Source organism: Myxococcales bacterium (assembly GCA_016712525.1).
In the GTDB taxonomy this organism is placed as follows: domain Bacteria; phylum Myxococcota_A; class Polyangia; order Polyangiales; family Polyangiaceae; genus JAAFHV01.
Window position 1 is genome coordinate 615,950 of sequence record JADJQX010000007.1, and the last position, 17,009, is coordinate 632,958.

Annotated in this window: 15 protein-coding genes; 7 read left to right on the plus strand and 8 right to left on the minus strand. The window is 70.8% G+C overall.

Annotated features, from left to right (window positions below; translation table 11 throughout):
* Positions 1 to 12: 12 nt before the first annotated feature.
* Positions 13 to 330 (minus strand): hypothetical protein, encoded by a 318-nt coding sequence (locus IPK71_19750; protein ID MBK8215968.1) that lies wholly within the window; start codon positions 328 to 330, stop codon positions 13 to 15.
* A 114-nt stretch (positions 331 to 444) separates the two neighbouring features.
* Here IPK71_19750 and IPK71_19755 point away from each other — a divergent pair, with 114 nt between their 5' ends.
* Together IPK71_19755 and IPK71_19760 are read left to right on the plus strand one after the other, a co-directional pair.
* A complete protein-coding gene (locus IPK71_19755; protein ID MBK8215969.1) occupies positions 445 to 1,779 on the plus strand; it encodes a HAMP domain-containing histidine kinase in 1,335 nt (444 codons plus the stop codon).
* 59 nt (positions 1,780 to 1,838) lie between these two features.
* The gene (locus tag IPK71_19760) at positions 1,839 to 2,201 is read left to right on the plus strand and encodes a response regulator transcription factor (protein ID MBK8215970.1); all 363 of its coding nucleotides are present in this window, start codon (positions 1,839 to 1,841) and stop codon (positions 2,199 to 2,201) included.
* 75 nt (positions 2,202 to 2,276) lie between these two features.
* Here IPK71_19760 and IPK71_19765 read toward each other — a convergent pair whose 3' ends face one another.
* The 4 genes from IPK71_19765 to IPK71_19780 all read right to left on the minus strand — a co-directional run bounded on the left by IPK71_19765 (position 2,277) and on the right by IPK71_19780 (position 6,832).
* Positions 2,277 to 2,663, minus strand: a complete 387-nt coding sequence (locus IPK71_19765) for a TerB family tellurite resistance protein (protein ID MBK8215971.1) — start codon at positions 2,661 to 2,663, stop codon at positions 2,277 to 2,279.
* A 58-nt stretch (positions 2,664 to 2,721) separates the two neighbouring features.
* Positions 2,722 to 3,750 (minus strand): hypothetical protein, encoded by a 1,029-nt coding sequence (locus tag IPK71_19770; protein MBK8215972.1) that lies wholly within the window; start codon positions 3,748 to 3,750, stop codon positions 2,722 to 2,724.
* A gap of 100 nt (positions 3,751 to 3,850) precedes the next feature.
* Positions 3,851 to 5,914, minus strand: coding sequence for a hypothetical protein (locus IPK71_19775; GenBank protein MBK8215973.1), 2,064 nt, complete (start codon positions 5,912 to 5,914; stop codon positions 3,851 to 3,853).
* 90 nt (positions 5,915 to 6,004) lie between these two features.
* A complete protein-coding gene (locus IPK71_19780) occupies positions 6,005 to 6,832 on the minus strand; it encodes a Fic family protein (protein MBK8215974.1) in 828 nt (275 codons plus the stop codon).
* A gap of 247 nt (positions 6,833 to 7,079) precedes the next feature.
* Between IPK71_19780 and recN the strand changes: the two genes are divergently transcribed.
* Positions 7,080 to 8,780, plus strand: coding sequence for a DNA repair protein RecN (gene recN / locus IPK71_19785; protein ID MBK8215975.1), 1,701 nt, complete (start codon positions 7,080 to 7,082; stop codon positions 8,778 to 8,780).
* A 91-nt stretch (positions 8,781 to 8,871) separates the two neighbouring features.
* On the opposite strand, the gene map is transcribed toward recN, so the two are convergent.
* Positions 8,872 to 9,669, minus strand: a complete 798-nt coding sequence (map, locus tag IPK71_19790; GenBank protein MBK8215976.1) for a type I methionyl aminopeptidase — start codon at positions 9,667 to 9,669, stop codon at positions 8,872 to 8,874.
* A gap of 88 nt (positions 9,670 to 9,757) precedes the next feature.
* Positions 9,758 to 10,342: a cobalamin ABC transporter substrate-binding protein gene (locus tag IPK71_19795; GenBank protein MBK8215977.1), complete on the minus strand. Its 585-nt coding sequence runs from the start codon at positions 10,340 to 10,342 to the stop codon at positions 9,758 to 9,760.
* A 173-nt stretch (positions 10,343 to 10,515) separates the two neighbouring features.
* Here IPK71_19795 and IPK71_19800 point away from each other — a divergent pair, with 173 nt between their 5' ends.
* The 4 genes from IPK71_19800 (at position 10,516) to IPK71_19815 (ending at position 13,966) form a co-directional block, all read left to right on the plus strand.
* Positions 10,516 to 11,559 (plus strand): hypothetical protein, encoded by a 1,044-nt coding sequence (locus tag IPK71_19800; GenBank protein ID MBK8215978.1) that lies wholly within the window; start codon positions 10,516 to 10,518, stop codon positions 11,557 to 11,559.
* Positions 11,560 to 11,650: 91 nt separating this feature from the next.
* Positions 11,651 to 11,926 carry a NifU family protein gene (locus tag IPK71_19805; GenBank protein MBK8215979.1) on the plus strand — a complete coding sequence of 92 codons (276 nt, stop codon included), beginning with the start codon at positions 11,651 to 11,653 and terminating at the stop codon, positions 11,924 to 11,926.
* Positions 11,927 to 12,034: 108 nt separating this feature from the next.
* Positions 12,035 to 12,922 (plus strand): FHA domain-containing protein, encoded by an 888-nt coding sequence (locus IPK71_19810; protein ID MBK8215980.1) that lies wholly within the window; start codon positions 12,035 to 12,037, stop codon positions 12,920 to 12,922.
* A gap of 216 nt (positions 12,923 to 13,138) precedes the next feature.
* Positions 13,139 to 13,966 carry an FHA domain-containing protein gene (locus IPK71_19815; protein ID MBK8215981.1) on the plus strand — a complete coding sequence of 276 codons (828 nt, stop codon included), beginning with the start codon at positions 13,139 to 13,141 and terminating at the stop codon, positions 13,964 to 13,966.
* 486 nt (positions 13,967 to 14,452) lie between these two features.
* Here the strand turns inward: IPK71_19815 and IPK71_19820 are convergent, their stop codons facing one another.
* Positions 14,453 to 17,002, minus strand: coding sequence for a HEAT repeat domain-containing protein (locus IPK71_19820; GenBank protein MBK8215982.1), 2,550 nt, complete (start codon positions 17,000 to 17,002; stop codon positions 14,453 to 14,455).
* Positions 17,003 to 17,009: the final 7 nt, after the last annotated feature.

Sequence of the window (17,009 nt, forward strand, 5' to 3'; positions counted from 1 at the left end):
CGCGCGTTCGGGTCAGAGGATGCTCATTTCGGCGCCGCGTGGCCTCGCTCCGGGCACCCGCAGCAGGCTCGGCTTGCCGGTCTCGTCGCTCGCGACGTCGACCGAGTGGCCGCCCTCGGTGCTGGCGACGTCCTCGTGGGGGCCGAGCATGACGACCCAGCCGTCCCCTCCGGGGCCCCGCAGGTCGACTCCGGCGAGTGTTCCGGCCGCATCGAGGAGCAGCGTCGCCGTGCGCCGCACGAAGGGGCCGTCGCCGGTGCCCGTCCGTACGATCGTGAGCTCGGCGGAAGGGTCGAACGAGACATGGGTGGCGTTGATGTCGCGGAGCATTCCGAGACGGTAAGCCCCGGAGCTTGGCCCGTCGAGCCGCGTGGAGGCCCGAAATGTGGTGCGCGGTAGAAAGTTTGGAAACGCTCTTCGATGGACGACGGTAGGATACGTGCGATGTCCAAAGGAAGGCTCACACGGCAAGAGCTCGGCTGGCTTCTCACCCAAGAGGCGCAAGGCGCGGCGGAGCGGCTCCGCAAGGGCGTACAGGTCCTCCGCACGCAAGCCCCCGAGGCCGAGCCGACCGACTCGGCGACGGTCGACGACTCGCTCGACGCCCTCGACGACGTCATGCGCATGCTCTCGAACATGCACCAGAAGTCCGCGACCTCGCGGCGTGGTCGCATCGACGTGGCGGCGCTCCTCTGGGAGATCTCGCCCGACGCGCGTGTTCAGATCGAGCCAGGAGGCGGCACCGAGGTCTTCGGCGAGGAGTCGGAGCTTCGCCGCATGCTGCACGTGTTGCTCGACCACGCGGGGGGAGTCGGCTCGGCGATCGCCGTCCGCGGGGACGGCGACGAGGTGCGGCTCTCGATCGCCCTCGGCCCGGACACCTCGCCCACGGCGGAGACCGAGCGCGCCTGGTTGAGCCGCATGGCGATCCGCTACGGGGGCAAGCTCGAGCTCGAGGGCGGGCACGAGATCCTTACGCTCCGGTCCGACGACGCCTCCGACCGCAGCGAGCGTGAGCGGCTCACGAAGGAGCTCGACGCGGCGAAAAAACAGGGCGCGGCGGTCGCGCGGGAGCTGGCGCAGCTCATCGAGCACGCCGAAGCTCCCGACTCGATCCTCCCGCCCGCCGGAGGTGGCGACTCGTTCTCGGCGTGGCTTCGGCTCGCCGCCGGCGTCGGCGCGGAGCTCCGGGCCATCCTCGCTCCGATCGGCCCCGACCTCGCGGCGCTCCGAGAGCACGTGGCAGACGAGCGTCTCGAGCCTCTGCGTCGTCGTCTCTCGGCCGCGCACGACCTCGCGGCGACGCTGGCCGCCACGCGGGACGTCTCGGTCGACGAGCTCCCGCAGACGGTCGACCTCGTCGACGTCGTTCGGCAGGTGGTCGCGCAGCTCGAGGGCCGAGCCGAGCGGCACGGGGTCCGCGTCGAGCGTGTCGTCCCCGACGACGCCGCGGCGCGCCTTCGCCCGAAAGCGACGGCCGTGCTCGTCCGCGAGCTCGTCAGCCAGGCGATCGCGGCAAGCCCCAAGGACGGCGTCGTGACGGTGACGGTCGAGGCGCTCCCGGGCGTCGTTCGCCTCTCGGTGTCCGACGAGGGGGCGTCCCTCCCTGCGGCGATGCGTGGCCCCTTCGTCCGCCTCGAGGTCGACGCGAGCGCCTACGGAAGGGCCTCGGCCGTGCCCCTCCACGCGTGCGTCGAAATTGCGCAAGTTCTTCAAATTCCAATGGAATTTGGAGACGCGCCGAGCGGTCTTCGGGTCTCCGCGATCTTCAGCCGGTGAGGCGGCGCGCGTTTTCTTTGCTCGCGATCCGAGCGGCCACGAACTAGCGTGAAGGGACGATGCGCATCTTGCTCGCCGTCCCCTCCGACTCGGTCTCGAGCGTCCTCGAGGCGCTGCTCACGGCCCGCGGCATCGAGGTCGTCACGGAGACGAGCGGAGCCCGGGTGCTGGAGGTCTGCGCCGAGTCCGAGCCCGATGCCGTGGTCGTCGCCGTGGACGTCGTGGGGGCGCACGACGGCGTCGAGGTATGTCGCATGCTGAAGGGGCGGTCGGCTCGCCTCCCGGTCATCGTCATCGGCCCGAGCGCGGACGAGGACGTGCGGGCGCGTGCGCTCGAAGCGGGCGCGACGGGGTACTACGGCGTCCCCGTTTCCCCGACGGCCCTCGTGAAAGAGCTCGAGTCGATCCGCCCGAAGCCCTGACCTCGCGGCGCGAGCGCACGGGCGACGGGGAGCGCGCGTACCTCGCTCGAGGCGCGGCGCTCCCCTCGAGTCCCGCTACTTCAGGAGGCCGAGGTGGTGTTTGGCGCGCTCGGCGGCCTGCTCCATGCAGTCTTTCGCCTCGGCGTCCGGGATGCGGAGCCGCACGGCGAGGTCGTGGAGCATGGTCGACTCGGTGACGCTCTGTTCGCCGTCGACGAAGCTGATGACGACGGCCGTCTGGAGGAGCACGCGGCGGTCGGTCGCCGAGAGCTCTTGGAGGTCGATGTCGTCGAGCGTGCGCTGCTCTTTCGCATACTCGAGCACCTCGGCCTTCTCGGCGTCGCTCGCGCCGTAGGCCGCGAGAATGCCCGTGATGGCCTCGCGCTCTTTCTCACCGAAATCCCCGTCCGCCCACGCGATCGGAATGAGCCCTTTGACGATGGCAAGCTGCTGGTCGTGCATTGGATGAACCTCGGAGACGAAGGATCGAGGAGGCTCGATGTTCCGTCAATGGGATCCGTCAGCGCTTGATGGTGAAGCGCGCTGCGCACGTGCCCGCGGGCACCTTGGTCCCGGCGAGGGCGCGCTCGACGCACACGTGCACGGGCGGGGTGGCGCCGGAGGCCTTCACCTCGGACATGGCGCCTCCTCGGGCCGTCCAGCGCACGACGACCTCGGTCTTCTTGGTCGCGCACCCCTCGATTCGTGCTTTTTTTGGCGCGAAAGCGGCCGCGACACCGAGCGTGGCGCCGAGGAAGCCTCCGAGCCCTTCGGTCTTGCAGGCGAGCTCGTCGAGGGTGAAGCCGTTTCCGGTCACGCTCTTCGCGTTGAGGTTGGCGCCGGGGAGGAGGGCGTCCTTCTCGGCCCGCGCGCGGCGCTCCGCCTCGAGCTTCGCCTCGACGGCGCTCTTTCCGCGGCACGCGGCGTCGCTGCCGAGCTCGCACCCCGAGGTGTAGGCTCGCGCGGCCGGGGTGAGGTCGGAGGTGGCGCCCACGCTCTTCTCGTAGGCCGCCCCAGCGATGGCGCACGCCTCGGCCCGCGCCTTTTTACGGCGTGCGTCGTCCGCGCCCGGTTTGCACCCGGCCTCGGCCACACGAAGGCGCTCGTCGGCAGGGGTCTCGCTCTCGGTGCTCTCGAGGCCGGCGAGGAGCGCGCAACCGTCCGTGTCCCCTTTGCCTTCGCTGCAGGCGTGCACGAGCATCGCCGAGGCGCGGCCAAGGTCCCGTGGCGCGTCGAGGTAGAGGAGACCGGCGTCGGTGCAGGCGCGTACGTCCCCCGCGTGGCAGGCGCGTCCGAGGCTCTCACGGGCGCCCGCGGCGTCGCCCTTGGCGAGCCGGGCCTTGCCCTCTTCGGCGCACGCCGCAGCGCCGGAGCACGGGAGGCTCGGCGACGGAGCCTCCTTTTTCTCCGCGACAGCGGTGCCCGTCGCGTCGTCGATCGGGCGCGGAGAGGGGACCTCGGCGGGAGGCGGGGCGCCGCCGCACGCGACGAGGCTCGCGAGCGAGATGGTGAGCGTGCACGCGGCGACGAACGATCGGTGGAAGGGCATGCGGCCCAGACTAGAGCAGCGCGCGGCCCGAAATCAGCGATCTCGATCGAGGATCAGGCCCGCCGTTCTCGCGCCAGCGCCCGCGGCGCTCGAAGGCGGCTCATTTGGCCGAGAGCTTGACGACGCGGGTCTGGTTCTCGTCGAGTGGAGCCTTCGCGATGTCGTCGGCCTTCGCGTGCAGACGCTTTCGGAAGGGCCCGGGCCCCGCCACGAGGACGTCGACGTCGGCGTCGCACTTGAGGCGCTCCACGCGGGCTTCGGGGCCGAGGCCGACGAGCAGCCACACCTCGGCGCCGCGCGGGGTCGTCACGATGTGGACCGTCCCCGGTGCGCCGTTCCCGCCGACCTGGGACCCGGGCTCGCCGGGCGGCCAAGGATCGACGACACCGGCCTTCTTGGCGGGATCGAGCTGCACGGCGAGCTCGAACCGGGGTTTCCCGTCGGGCCCCGTGTCCCAGGAGGCTCCTGCCGGGACGACCGCGCGTTTGGGGGCGAACCCCTCGGCGGTCGCGACGAACTCGAGGCGGCCGACGGGCATGCGCTCGACGTCTGCCGGGGCCTGCCCGACGCGCCACAGCACCTCGGCCCCCGTGGGCACGTCGGCCGCGACGACCGTGGCCTTGCACTTGGGTGCGGCGGGCTGAGCGCTTGGCTGGGCCGATGCCGACGTGACGGGTTGTGTATGGCTCTTGCCTGAGAAAAACTCGGGGAAGAACTTGTAGACGGCCGCGGCGCCGGCGGCGAGGGCGACGAGCGCCATGGCCCCGAGGGCGAGCGTGGTCCGGGGCGCGCGGGGGGGCTCGAACGCGGGCGCTGCGCCGAGGGGCCCGGTGGGACGAGCGGCCTCGGGAGCGGCCGTCGCGGCCGGGCTCCCCGCCTTCGCGGGCGCCACCGCCGGCCTTGGAGGATCGGCCGCGCGGGTGACCGCGGGGAGGCGCTTCGGCGCGGGCTCGGGCTTCGCTTCTTTGGGTTTGTCTGGGAGCTTGCTGGTCGGGCCCTCGTCAGGTTCGCGTTCGCGCGCGCCTTCGTCGTCAGCGAGGCCCAAGAGCTCGTCGACTCCGCCATCTGCGGGCTCGGGCTCGAGCGCGTCGGCGAGGCTGCGCGGGCGCGCCTCGGCGGGGGGCATGGCGATCGGGTCGACCCCGAGCAAAGGCTCGCTCCCCGCCTCGGTCGCCGGCTTCCCGACGACGCTCTCGACGAGCTTGGCGAGGTCTTTCGCTTCGGGGGGCGGCGGCGTGGGGTCGAGGCCTGCCATCGCCTTCAGGTCCCTCGACACGGCCTTGTCGTCTTTGACGTTCGAGACCTCGAACGTCGCGAGCAGGTTGTCGACCTCGTCTCCTGCGAAGAGCGACTCGCCACCCGCCTCGGGCGCGCCTTCCGCCTTGGGCGGCGGAGGGGTGAGCACGCGGGGCTTCGGAGGTTGCACCTTCGGGAGCATCCCTCGCGCGGCGGGGGGAGGCGCCTCGGAGGCGACCTCGAGCGGCGCGGCCTCGGCGGCTTCGTCGGGCTCGGGCTCGGGCGCGGGGGCCTTGGGCGGGGTGGGCTTCGGGAGGCTCCCCGATGCACGCCGAACCACGGGCGGAGCGACCCGCGGGCTCTTCGGGACGTCTGCGCCGGGCACCTTCGCGCGCGTCCGGGCCTCGTCGTCGAAGGCCTCGTCACGCTCCGCGGGCGCCGGGGGTTTCGGCTCCTCGCGCCGAGGTGCCGGGGCCGCGTTCCTCCCCACACCTTGGGTGACACGCTTGACCTCGCGTGCGAGGCGGGCGAGGGCCCTCCGCCCGGCCGCTCGGTTCACCGGAATGAGCGCGGACTCGACCTCGGTCGCGAGGCCGCGGAGGCCCGCTCCCGACTTTCGCCGTCCGGTCGCCGCGAGCGCCGGCGTCTGCGATCCGCTCGCCTCGAGGAGCCGCACGAGCAGCGCACGCGCCGAGGTCTCGGCGTCCTCTGCGGTCGCGTCGTCGCGCTTCGGCCGCACGAGGGCCACGGTGCCTTCGTCGCTGATGAAGACGGACCTCGGGTCGATCGCCCCACCCGCGGCGTCGGCGCCGTCGACGATCTCGAGGACGAGGTAGCCGGCGAGCTCGGGGGCCAACGGCACCCGCTTCGCCGCGACGACGGCGAATACGTCTTCCAGTGTCACCGACGCGTCGAGCGCGCTTGCCATCGCGGACCGATTGACCTCCGCGTGCCACCCTAGCAAAAGGCAGGGACGCGATTCAAAGTTCTCGGGGAATTCCCTCGTGGGGCGTCGGGGCTAACGCGCGCCGCGCCGCGACTCGTAGCCGTCGAGCAGCTTCTCGACGGACGCGAGGTTGTTCTCCATCGCCTCGACGACGATCTGGTTCATCATCGCGCTCGAGCCCTTCAGCGCCTCGTAGTAGCGCTGGCGCTCGGTCGAGTGGACGATCGATGGCGGGAGCCCGGCGCGCAGGAGGAGCATGTTCATGAGCAGGCGCGCGACCTTGCCGCTGTCGGTCGTGAACGGGAAGACGCGCAAGAGGTCGTAGTGAGCGCGCGAGGCGATGCGGAGGGCGGAGCGAGCCTTCCGGGTCTCCGGATCGTTGAGCCAGTCGACGACCTGTCGCACCTTCGCCGGGATTTTGTCGGGCGCCGCGTACTCGTGGAAGTAGAGCCGGTGCTGGGGAATGTCTTTGCGGTACTTGACCGTCTTGATGTCCCCCTCTTCGGGGTGGAAGATGAGGTAAATCTTCTTGACGACATCGAGCGTGACAGGGAGGCGCTTGCGAAGGGCGAAGTCGCGGACGAACTCGAGCGCCTCGCGGTGCCGGCGGATCTCGTCGCAGATGGGTTGGAGGCTCGACTCGGGCACGACCACCGCGTTCGGGTCGAGCGCCATACGGAGCTCCTCTTGGGTGTAGACCGTGCCCTCGAGCGCGCTGTCGTGGTAGATCCACGACATGTCGAGCGCCTCGTGGTACTGGCGCTGAAAGTCGGGGTCGGCCGCCTGCAGCCGCTCGTCGAGCTTCTGGGCGCGCTCCTCCAGCGTGAGAGGCTTGGGCACCTCGGGCGGGGGGCTAATCGAGCGCTTCTTCGTCGAGGTCTTGGCGGTCTTCGCGGCCATGGTGCTCCGAACGTTCCTCTCCCGTGCGAGGTCGCTGTCTCGTGGGATCGCTCCCGCGAGAGCCCCCTTCTCGGGCCCGTCGCACCCTACTCGTTTCGCCGAAGCGAGGTCAAGAAAATGGCCGAATAGGTGAACGATTCTCTAGGGTTGCTTCACGGGGAGCGAGACGACGCGAGGGCCCTCGTCCGTGCCGTCGGGCCCGCGCAAGCCGTCGACAAGGGGGGGCCTGCGGGTGTAGCTGAACGCGATGCTCCTCGAGCTCTCCGTCCAGAATCTCGTGCTCATCGAGCGCCTCTCGATCGAGCTCGGGCCAGGGTTCCACGTGCTCACGGGCGAGACCGGCGCGGGTAAGTCGATGCTCGTCGACGCTCTCGGCCTCGTGCTCGGAGGCCGAGCGAGCCCCGACCTCGTCCGAAAGGGCGAAAAAGAGGCCGAGGTCGAGGCTCGCTTCGAGCTGCCGGAGGGGTCGTCGGTGCGGGCGAAGCTCGAGGCGGCGGGGATCCCGTGCGACGGCGAGCTCGTCGTGCGGCGCGTGGTCGCGGCCGAGGGCCGGAGCCGCGCGTTCATGAACGGCCGCCTCTCGACCGCCGCGCAGCTCGCCGAGATCGGGCGCGAGCTCTGCGACATCTCGTCCCAGCACGAGAGCGTGAGCCTGACCGATCCGTCGAGCCACCTCGACTACCTCGACGCGTTCGGGAGCCTCGCCGAGCTTCGCCGCTCGCTCGCCGCAGGGTTCGCCGAGCTCGCCGCCGTCGTCCGTTCGATCGAGACCACGCGCGCGGCCGAGCGCTCCCGCAGCGAACGAGAGGACTTCCTCGCTTTCCAGGCCCGCGAGATCGACGATCTGGGCCCGGCGCTGGGCGAAGAGCACACCCTCGAGTCGGAGCGCGCGCGGCTCCGGCACGCCGAGAAGCTCTCCCACGCCACCCGGAGCGCCGCCGATCGGCTCTACGACGGCGAGAGCACGATCTGCGACGCCCTCGCGCGGATCGTCTCGGACCTCGAGCAAGCCGCCACGCTCGACCCGAGCCTCTCGCCCGTCGCCCGCGCCGTCGAGGCGGCGTCGGTCGAGCTGTCGGACGCGGCCCGGCAAATCTCTCGCTACGCCGAGTCCGTCGAGGAGAACCCGGAGCGGCTCGCCGAGCTCGAGGACCGGGTCTTTCGCTTGCAGAAGCTCTTACGGAAGCACGGGCCCGGCACCCAGGAGCTGCTCGCGTACCGCGAAGAGCTCGCCCGCGAGCTCGACGCCATGGCCTCGGCTCAGAACCGGCTCGTGTCGCTCGAGGCCGACCGGGACGTCCGCCTCTCCGAGGTCGCGAAGGTGGCTCGCTCGCTCTCGAAGCGGCGCCGCGCCGCGGCCGAGAAGCTCGCCGACGCGATCGGGCGGGAGCTCGCGCAGCTCGGCATGGGGAGGGCGCGTGTGTCGGTGGATGTCACACCGATCCAGCCGGGGCAGGGGGACCCGCTCGTGGTCGACGGGGCGCGCCTGACCGAGTCGGGCGTCGACCGGGCCGAGCTGCTCATCGCCCCGAACAAGGGGGAGGACCCGAAGCCGCTCCGGAAAATCGCGAGCGGCGGAGAGCTGTCGCGCGCGCTCTTGGCCGTAAAAAAGGTGCTCGCCGAGAACGCGCCCGCGGGCCTCTACGTGTTCGACGAGGTCGACGCGGGCGTGAGCGGCGCCGTGGCCGAGGTCATCGGCCGCTCGATCGAGGACGTCGCTCGCCACCGCCAAGTGCTCTGCATCACGCACCTCCCGCAGATCGCGGCCCTCGCCGACGTCCACTTCTTGGTCGACAAGACCGAAGAGAAGGAGCGCACCTTGAGCCGTGTGCGGAGGCTCTCGGAGGCCGAGCGCGTGACCGAGATCGCCCGCATGATCGGCGGCGTCAAAGTGGGAGACGCGGCCAAGAAGGCCGCCCGAGAGCTGCTCGCGGCCAAGAAGAGCTGACGCCCGCGTCTCGCCACGCACGACCCTCGGCGGATCGTGCGTGAAGGGGCTTATGTCGTGCCCCGCGGACCCGCGGACGTTGGCGTCCGATTCAGAGGAGGACGAGCGCGACGTTCTCGGACGCGCGGAGGGGCTTCGAGCGGGTCGTGAGCACCTCGCAGCCGTCCTTCGTGACGACGAGGGTGTGCTCGAACTGCGCCGAGAGCTTTCCGTCGATCGTGCGCGCGGTCCACTTGTCCTTCGTGTCGACCTTCACCTCGAACCGGCCGAGGTTCACCATCGGCTCGATCGTGAAGGTCATGCCGGCCTTCATGCGCTCGCCGGTGCCACGTTTTCCGTAGTGTTTCACCTGCGGATCTTCGTGGAATTTCCGGCCGATGCCGTGACCGACGAAGTCCCGGACGACGCTGCAGCCTTGGGCTTCGGCGTACTCTTGGATGGCCGCGCCGATGTCGCCGAACCGGGCCCCCTCGCGCACCTCGGCGATGCCGAGCTCGAGCGCTTTGCGGGCCACCTCGGTGACGTGGCGTGCCTCGGGGCTCGGGGTGCCGACGTAGAACGTGGCCGACGTGTCGCCGTAGAAGCCCTTGTAGAGGGTCGTCACGTCGACGTTGACGATGTCGCCGTCCCGCAAGATCTCTTTGCCCGGGATGCCGTGGCAGACCACGTCGTTCACGGACGTGCACACGCTCTTCGGGAAACCCCGGTACTTGAGGGGAGCCGGGTACGCGCCCCGCTTCATCGTGTCCTCGTGCACGATGTCGTTGATGTCGTCGGTCGTCATGCCCGCTCGGAGCTTTTCGCCCACGAGGAGCAAGGTCTCGGCGGCCATTTGGCATGCGACGCGCAGGTCGTCGACTTCACGGGGGCTCTTGATTTCGATCGCCACGCGCGCCTCTTAGCACGTGAGACGAGCGCCGTCCTCGGGTTGCGAGCACGATTCGTGCGCCCCCCCGCGAGCTCGACGGTAGGGCGCCCTACTTGCCCTCGGCGAGGACGTTGGCGTCCGTCGCGGCGTCGGCCACTTCTTTGGTGTCGGGGGCGAAATGGAAGTGCATCTCGCTGTCACCGTCGGGCCGCACGAACGATTTGACGAACGCGACGAACCTCTTGCCCACGATGGCCGAGTCGAGGTTCTTCAGGATGCCCGCGGACGGGGCGTCGTGGGCCACGTGGAGGTCGAACGTCTCGGCGGGGGGGTGCGGTCCCGCGAGCACCTTTTCGATCCGGCACCCGAGGACGAAGCTCGTGCCGCTCGACTCGCCCTTCGCCACGATCGTCGTGATCCTCACGCGCACGACGCCGTCGGACGTCTGCGCGCGCTCGAGGAAGAGGGGGTCGAACTTCGGCTGGTAGACGCGCTTCTCGCCCGTGATGCCCGCGGCGGCGGGCTCGATGCCGTCGTCGAACAGCGCCACGGAGTGGCCGAGGTAGGTCCCGATGGGTCCGCGTGGCTGAGTTTTTCCGCCACATGCGGAGAGCGCCCAGGACAGCGTCAGCGCCGCGAGGAGGCTCGTCGTGCGCGACAGCGACGTGGGCCTACGAAATGCACGGGATACCATGGGAGGCGCATCGTACTTCAAAACCCCTCGAGACCACGGCAAAAGTGCCGCGCCGCCTCGGTTCGTGGGCCGCCCTCGCGCGAGGCTTTCGTGGAGCCTTCGAGGGACCGTGACGTGCGCCTTCCTGTGCTCGTGCCGCTCTGGTAGCGTTCGCGCCGAGGAGATACGGCGCGATGAAGCGAACGACAGGTCTTTGGGTCCATGGAATCTGCGCGACGGTCCTCGTCGCGCTCGGCGCGTGCACGCCCGCCAAGCCCGCCGAGTCGGCCGAGGCTCCTGCCGACGAGACTCCGGCCGAGGCGAGCTCGGGCTCGTCGGGTGGCTCCTCGGGCTCTTCGGGCTCGTCGGGTGGCTCCGGAGGGATCAACGTCCCCGGCCCCGTGATCCCCCCGTCGAAGGGTGGCTCGGGTGGGAACGCGCCCACGGGCGGCGGGCAGAAGGGCTCGCAGCCCGGCGAGGCGCCCAGCGCCCCGGGTGTCGCCACCATGCTCGACGGCGGTCTCCGCTGGGGCATGAGCAAAGAAGAGGTAGTGAAGGCGCATACGTCGGTCGGCGGAATTCTCTGGAAAGAGTACGACGCCAAGCTCGCGAAGACCTCGATCGGCCCGCAAATGAAGGCAATCGAACAAGAGCGCGACTCGGCGATGCGCGCCTTCGAGCGGACGTGGGTCGAGTTCGACGGGAACCCGACCGGCTACGACGCGACCGGGCTCAAGCCCGAGTACTCGTACCGGAACAAGGAGGCCCTCCTCCAGCTCACCCGCGGCGGGAAGACGCGCTACTTCTTCTTCATCCAGGGCCGCCTCTGGAAAATCTACGACGCCGTCCCCCTCGGGGACTCGGGTGCGTACGGAAAGACCTTCGCCGACGCCGTGAACACGATGAACGGCAAGCTCGGCGTGCAAGGCCGCATCGTCCCCCCCGACGCCGCCGCCGGGCGCGCGCACACGTTGGTCGATTGGCGGGATCAGAGCTCCCACATGCGCCTCGTCGATCGCTCCGGCGAGGGCGTGTGTGGGCTCGTGCTGGAGGACCTGTCGACGGTGAACAACCTCGCGAGCCTCCGGTCGGTCAAAGAGGGCAATCCGCTCGAGATCGACCCCACGATCGCGGCCGTCACGAAGGGCGACAACCGCACGGACCCGAACGCCGCGGGCGCCGCGGTGCAGCCGAAGGACCCCAAGAAGGACCCGAAGAAGCCCGCGCCGAAGAAATGACGCGCCGATAATCGGCGGACTTTCGGCAACTTGAGGCCCTTCTCCGCGCCGCGGGGAGGGGCCTTCGCTTCTCGGGCCGGAGTTTGCTAACGTGGGGACCGTGGAAGAAAAACTCGTGGCGCAGTGTCGCGATCTCGTGGCCCCCCTCGTCGAAGCCGACGGAGGTCACCTCTACCTGGTCGCGGCCACCCAAGACCTCGTCCACGTGCACCTCACGGGCACGTGCGCGGGGTGCCCGGGGGCCCAGATGACACGCGAGCGCCTCATCGAGCCCGTGGTGGCCAAGGTGGCCCCGAAGGCGGTCGTCAAGGTCACGACGGGCTTCTCGCCCCCCGAAGGAGCAAAGCGAGTGGAGAGGCCGGCCTAAACCGGTAACGCCGCAGCATCTTTGGGGCTTGCCAGGGGCAAGGCCTACGAGCGATGCTGACGATGAGAGACTTGGTCGATCGCGGCCCGCAGGGCGCGTGGAGGTGTCGTGGCGAGGTATCGGCTGCGCCTGTTGCTGCAAGAGTTCGATCTTCCGCGTGGGACCACGCTGATCGGACGCAGCTACGATTGCCACGTGACGATCGAGGATCCCCTCGTGTCGCGGCAGCACGCGCGCATCGAGGTCGACGGCGACGTGGTCACCGTGTTCGACCTGGGGAGCCGGAACGGCGTCAAGGTGAACGGCGCCGGGATTCGGGGCTCGCAGGTCCTCCGTCACGGGGACCGCCTCCGCATCGGTACCCAAGAGCTCGTCTTCACGCGCGTCGAGGCGAGGCCACCGGAACCATCGAGAACTACAGGGTTTTTGCAGCATTGCCATGTCTGCCGCATGCCCTATCCCCGCGAGGCGGGCGCCTGCCCGAGCTGTGGGGCCGTCGTCTCCGACGAAGAGACCAAGCTCGACGTGAAGAGCGAGTCGGCCTGGACGTTCGAGCTTCAGGTGCAGGTGCTCGAGCGGGCCCTCGCGATGACCCGCCTCGACGACGCGAGCCGCATCCTTCGTCGCGCCAAAGAGCAGCTCGAAGAGTCGCTCGCGCGGCACGAGACCATCGACGCGAAGCAGCTCTCGCTCCTCGTGGTCGCCGCGCTCCGAACGAGCTTCCTCTCGCGCGACCCGGCGTGGGCGCTCTGGTCCGCGGAGATCTACCACCGGGTCTCGTTCGTCCCGACGGCCGAGGTGCTCGGGTGGTTCCAGCAGCTCTACGGTCGTTTCGAGGAGCTCGAGGGGCCCATTCGAGCGCTCATCGAGCACCATCGGCAGCGCGCGCTGATGCTCACGCCGGACGAGACGTCCGTCTTGACCCGCCTCGAGTCCCTCACGCAGAAACAACCCGACGATCCCTTCGCCCAGACCCACGTGGGCAAGCCGTCCTGAGCCTCGCTCGTCGGAGTCGGCGGGGAGGCTTCGAGCCACCGTGTCGATGACCCTCGGCCCCGTCGATACGTCGCTCGCTTGCCGCGCTCGCCCGAACAGGGTTAAACCTGCGTTTGGGAACGTGATACCGGTGCGAAACGCCCAGCGACCAGTGACTTTCGCGCCTCTCCCGGCTCGTGCGTCCTCCCGTGGGCAGCGCGTCGGCTCGGAGGGCGTGTGAGGTTCCGGCTGCGGTACTTGCACCACGACGTGGAGCTCGCGGAGGGCGAGTTCGCCGTGGGGCGGAGCGCGACCTGCCAGCTCTCGCTCGACGACCCGCTGGTCTCGCGGCGGCACGCCGTCTTCCACGTGAGCGAGTCCCACGTGACGATCGAGGATCTCGGCAGCCGAAATGGCGTGATCGTGAACGGCGCGCGCGTCGAGGGGACGACGGACCTCGCCGTGGGCGATCGGGTCCTCATCGGCTCGCAGGAGCTTACTTTGCTCGCGACGCGCGAGGGCGGCCCGTCGACCCGATCGCCTGCCACGAAGAACACGGTCTCGCGCATGACGCCGAGCTCCGGCGTGCAGATGCCTCGCATGGAGGACGCCGAGCCGAGCATGGTGAGGCGGGTCGATCAGTTCAAGCTGCTCGGCAGCGTGGCCGAAAAAGCGCTCGCGCTCGGCCGGGCCGGGGAGGCCGAGCGGCTGCTCGCGTCGGTCCTCGCCGACGTGATCGAGGCGTCACGCGCGGGGCGCCCCTTGCCGGTGTCGCTCGTCGATCAAGCCGCCAAGTTCTCCGCGCGGCTCGCGACCTCGACGGGCAAGGGCGGCTGGGCCGACTACGTGATCGAGCTCTACGCGGCCCAAAATCGCCCGCCACCGGCCGCGGTCATCGACGAGCTCTACAACGCGATGAACAAGGTCACGGCCGTCGACGTCGCGCGCCTTCGGGACTTCGTGGTCCAGATTCAGGGGCGCTCGGCGAGCCTTGGGCCTGCGGATCGTTTTCTGCTTCAGCGCCTCGAAGGACTCGAGCGGCGGGCCCGATCGCTCCGGGGCTAGGGGGCGCTCCAGGATCTTTGCGCGTCTGCCAGGCGAGGTTCGCCTCCGCCGCGCCACGCATCGCCCGGGCGAGCTCGTCGTCGCCCACCGTGGCGATGAGCGCGGCGAGCCCGTCCGGTAGGGGCGCCGTCTTCGGGACCTTGCGTCGAGCCCGCCGCTCCGGGGGCCGATCGATTTCAATGGATCCTACACGGAATCGAAGGCGGATCGCAGGAACGCCGAGCGAGACGAGCCGGCGCAGCACGTCGGTCGAGAGCATGGAGAGCTCGTTCGACCACACGTGCGTCGCGACCAAGACGAGCAGCTCGCCGTTCTCGAGGCGGAGGGGAACGGTGCGCTCGGCGATGCGCGCGCCCACGGCTCGCACCCACAGCTCGCGCGCGAAAGGCGGTTTTTGCCGGGCGAATCGCGCCTCGCCCGAGCGATCGAGGATGGTGTCGAGGTTCTCGGGGGCCGAGAGGGAACGCCGCCGGCGCGCGCGCACGTTCAACGCACGCCCCCTGGCCGCCGTAGCTCGAGCGACCTGCCGCGGGCAGCCGGCTCGACGATCGCGCCCCGACGGTCGGCCACTCCCGCGCGCACGTAGCCCGCGTCGTAGCGGAGAGCGTAGGGCGCTTCGGGGCGGGCCGCGGTGCTTCCGTCGACGGCGACGTACACGGTGACGGGCCGCTCGCGACCGCGCTCGGGGGAGGGCTTCGTGGGGCCCTTTTGGGCCTCCCGGCAGCGCGTCGCGACCGACCCCGACGAGTCGTGCGCGGCGCAGCGCTCGAGGAGCTGGCGATCGTCGGGCGTGGCCGAGCGGGCGAGGATCTCGGCGGCGAGGGCCCGCGCGTCGTCGGAGGCGTCTTCCTTCAAGATGGCGCGTACGCGCCCGAGGTCGGGGCACACGGCGGCGTTCTCGACGAGACCCGCGAGCGCGTTCTCGCGCACGGGGCTGCGTGTGTCGTCCAAGAGAGGGCAGAAGAGGGCGGCCACGCGATCCGGGCGCCCGGCGAAGGCCTTCACCGCGAGGCGACCGAGCGAAGCGACGACGTTCTGCGCGAGATCGGGCTCGGGCGACCCGCTGGCACGGCGGAGCGCGTCGACCGCGGCCGGATTGTCGGAGGTTCCGAGCGCCCAGGCCGCTTGGGCTCGCACGGTGGCGTCGGGATCTCCGAGCGCGCGCACGAGGGCGTCGAACGCCGGCGGGGAGGACGCCGAGCGTTTCGCGAGGGCGGCGACGGCCGTTCGTCGGTCCTCCGCAGGGGTCGGCGGCTTGGTGCGGGAGACGAGGCGCTCGACGGCCTGGGACAGCGGAGCGCGTGAGAGCACCTCGAGGATGGCGTCGCGTTCGGGCCCGGCCGACAGATCGAGCAGAGCACCGAGACGCACCACGGAGGCCTCGTCGGCGGCGCGTTCCATGATCCCGGCGAGCGCGTGAAACGCGGCGAACCGGTCCGTCTCGCGCGCCCCCTCCAGGCGCCCGAGGAGGGAGTCACGTGTGCGGGGACCTCCCACATTTCCGAGGGTCAAAGCGGCGTGGAAGCGGACGTCGCGGGCCTTGTCGTCGAGCGCTTCCGACACGATCTCTTCGACGGTCTTCGTGCTCCCGGTCGGCTTCTCCGAGGCGGCGCGTTGGCCGATCGCACCGATCGCGTCGAGCGCTCCGATGCGAAGCGCGGCGTCCTTGCTGGAGAGGAGCGAGCCGAGGACCGAGGCGGCGCGCGGGGCTCCCGTACGACCGAGCAGCTCGACGAGCGCGATGCGCTCGGGTGGCGTGAGGCGCGCCTCGCGGAGGGCGGCTGCCAGCGGCTCTACGGCTCGGCCGTCAGGGCGCTCGGGGTCGAGGAGGATCGAAGCCGTGCGCAGCGCCTCGGCACGCGCGAGAGGGCTCTCGTCGGCGACGAACTCGAGCACGACGGCGATCGAGCGGTCCGTCCCGGCGCCGGAGAGCGCTCGCAGCGCCGCAGCGAGCGGGACCGTGCCTCGTCGAAGCGCCGTGACGATGTCGCCCTCGGCACCTTTGGCGCCGAGGAGCCCGAGCACGACGGCGGCGCTCGTGGCAGCCCCCGCGCTCGGTGCGCGGTCGAGCAGCGGCCGCAGCGACGGTTCGACGCGCGGTCCGACCGCGACCAGGGCGTCGCGCACGGCCGTGCGCTCGAGGGAGGTCGAGGCGTCGTCGCCCGTGCCGAGCTTCGCGACGAGCGCGCCGATCGCGGCCGGGGTGCCGATGCGCCCGAGCGCGGCGAACGCCCCCTGTCTCACGGGGCCCGAGCGATCTCCGAGGAGCGAGGCGATCGCGTCGACGGCCCCGTCGCCCTTGAGCCCTCCGAGGGCCGCGAGCGCCTCGATGCGGACCTCTTGGTTCGCGTCACGGAGGGCGACCACGAGCGCTTGGACGGCCCGTGCATCGCCGAGGCCACCGAGGGCGCGCGCGACGGCCTGCCGCACCTCGGGGACCGAGTCTTGGATCTTTCCGACGAGGGGCACCACGGCACGCGCATCGCCGAGTCGCGCGAGGGACCGTGCGACCTGCGCTCGGACCGGAGGGCTCGGGTCGTCCAGCTTTCCGAGCAGCGGAGCCACCGCCTCGGCGCTCGCGGAGGCGCCGAGGGCGTCGGCCGCGGCCGCGCGCACTTGGGGGTCGGCGTCGCCGAGCGCACGACCGAGCTGCGGGATCGCCTTCGCCGACGGCGAGATCTTGATCATCTCGCACGCCGAAAGGCGCAGGCGTGCCTCGCGTTCGCCGAGCCACGGGAGCATGGCCTCCGCCGCCGCCGCGAGGCGCAGCGTCATGGCTGCCTGGGCCGCCGCGAGCCGCACGTCGAGGTCCGGATCCTCGAGGGTGCGCAGCACGAGCGGCGTGGCTCGCTCGCGCCCGAGGCTCGGGAGATCGCGCGCTGCGGCTCGCCGCGTCGACGGATCTTGCGCCTTGAGCTGGCGTTCGACCCGCTCGGGCACGTCGGGCCACACGAGGGCGTGGGCCGGTGCCGCGAGCGAGACGAGAGCGGCCGCCACGGAGGCTCGACCGACGAGACGAAGCAGGTCTTTCCTCACGTCTCCA

Coding starts and splice junctions, on each gene's coding strand:
- IPK71_19750 (MBK8215968.1), bottom strand. CDS start 330: ATGCTCCGCGACATCAACGCCACCCATGTCTCGTTCGACCCTTCCGCC.
- IPK71_19755 (MBK8215969.1), top strand. CDS start 445: ATGTCCAAAGGAAGGCTCACACGGCAAGAGCTCGGCTGGCTTCTCACC.
- IPK71_19760 (MBK8215970.1), top strand. CDS start 1,839: ATGCGCATCTTGCTCGCCGTCCCCTCCGACTCGGTCTCGAGCGTCCTC.
- IPK71_19765 (MBK8215971.1), bottom strand. CDS start 2,663: ATGCACGACCAGCAGCTTGCCATCGTCAAAGGGCTCATTCCGATCGCG.
- IPK71_19770 (MBK8215972.1), bottom strand. CDS start 3,750: ATGCCCTTCCACCGATCGTTCGTCGCCGCGTGCACGCTCACCATCTCG.
- IPK71_19775 (MBK8215973.1), bottom strand. CDS start 5,914: ATGGCAAGCGCGCTCGACGCGTCGGTGACACTGGAAGACGTATTCGCC.
- IPK71_19780 (MBK8215974.1), bottom strand. CDS start 6,832: ATGGCCGCGAAGACCGCCAAGACCTCGACGAAGAAGCGCTCGATTAGC.
- recN (MBK8215975.1), top strand. CDS start 7,080: ATGCTCCTCGAGCTCTCCGTCCAGAATCTCGTGCTCATCGAGCGCCTC.
- IPK71_19795 (MBK8215977.1), bottom strand. CDS start 10,342: ATGGTATCCCGTGCATTTCGTAGGCCCACGTCGCTGTCGCGCACGACG.
- IPK71_19800 (MBK8215978.1), top strand. CDS start 10,516: ATGAAGCGAACGACAGGTCTTTGGGTCCATGGAATCTGCGCGACGGTC.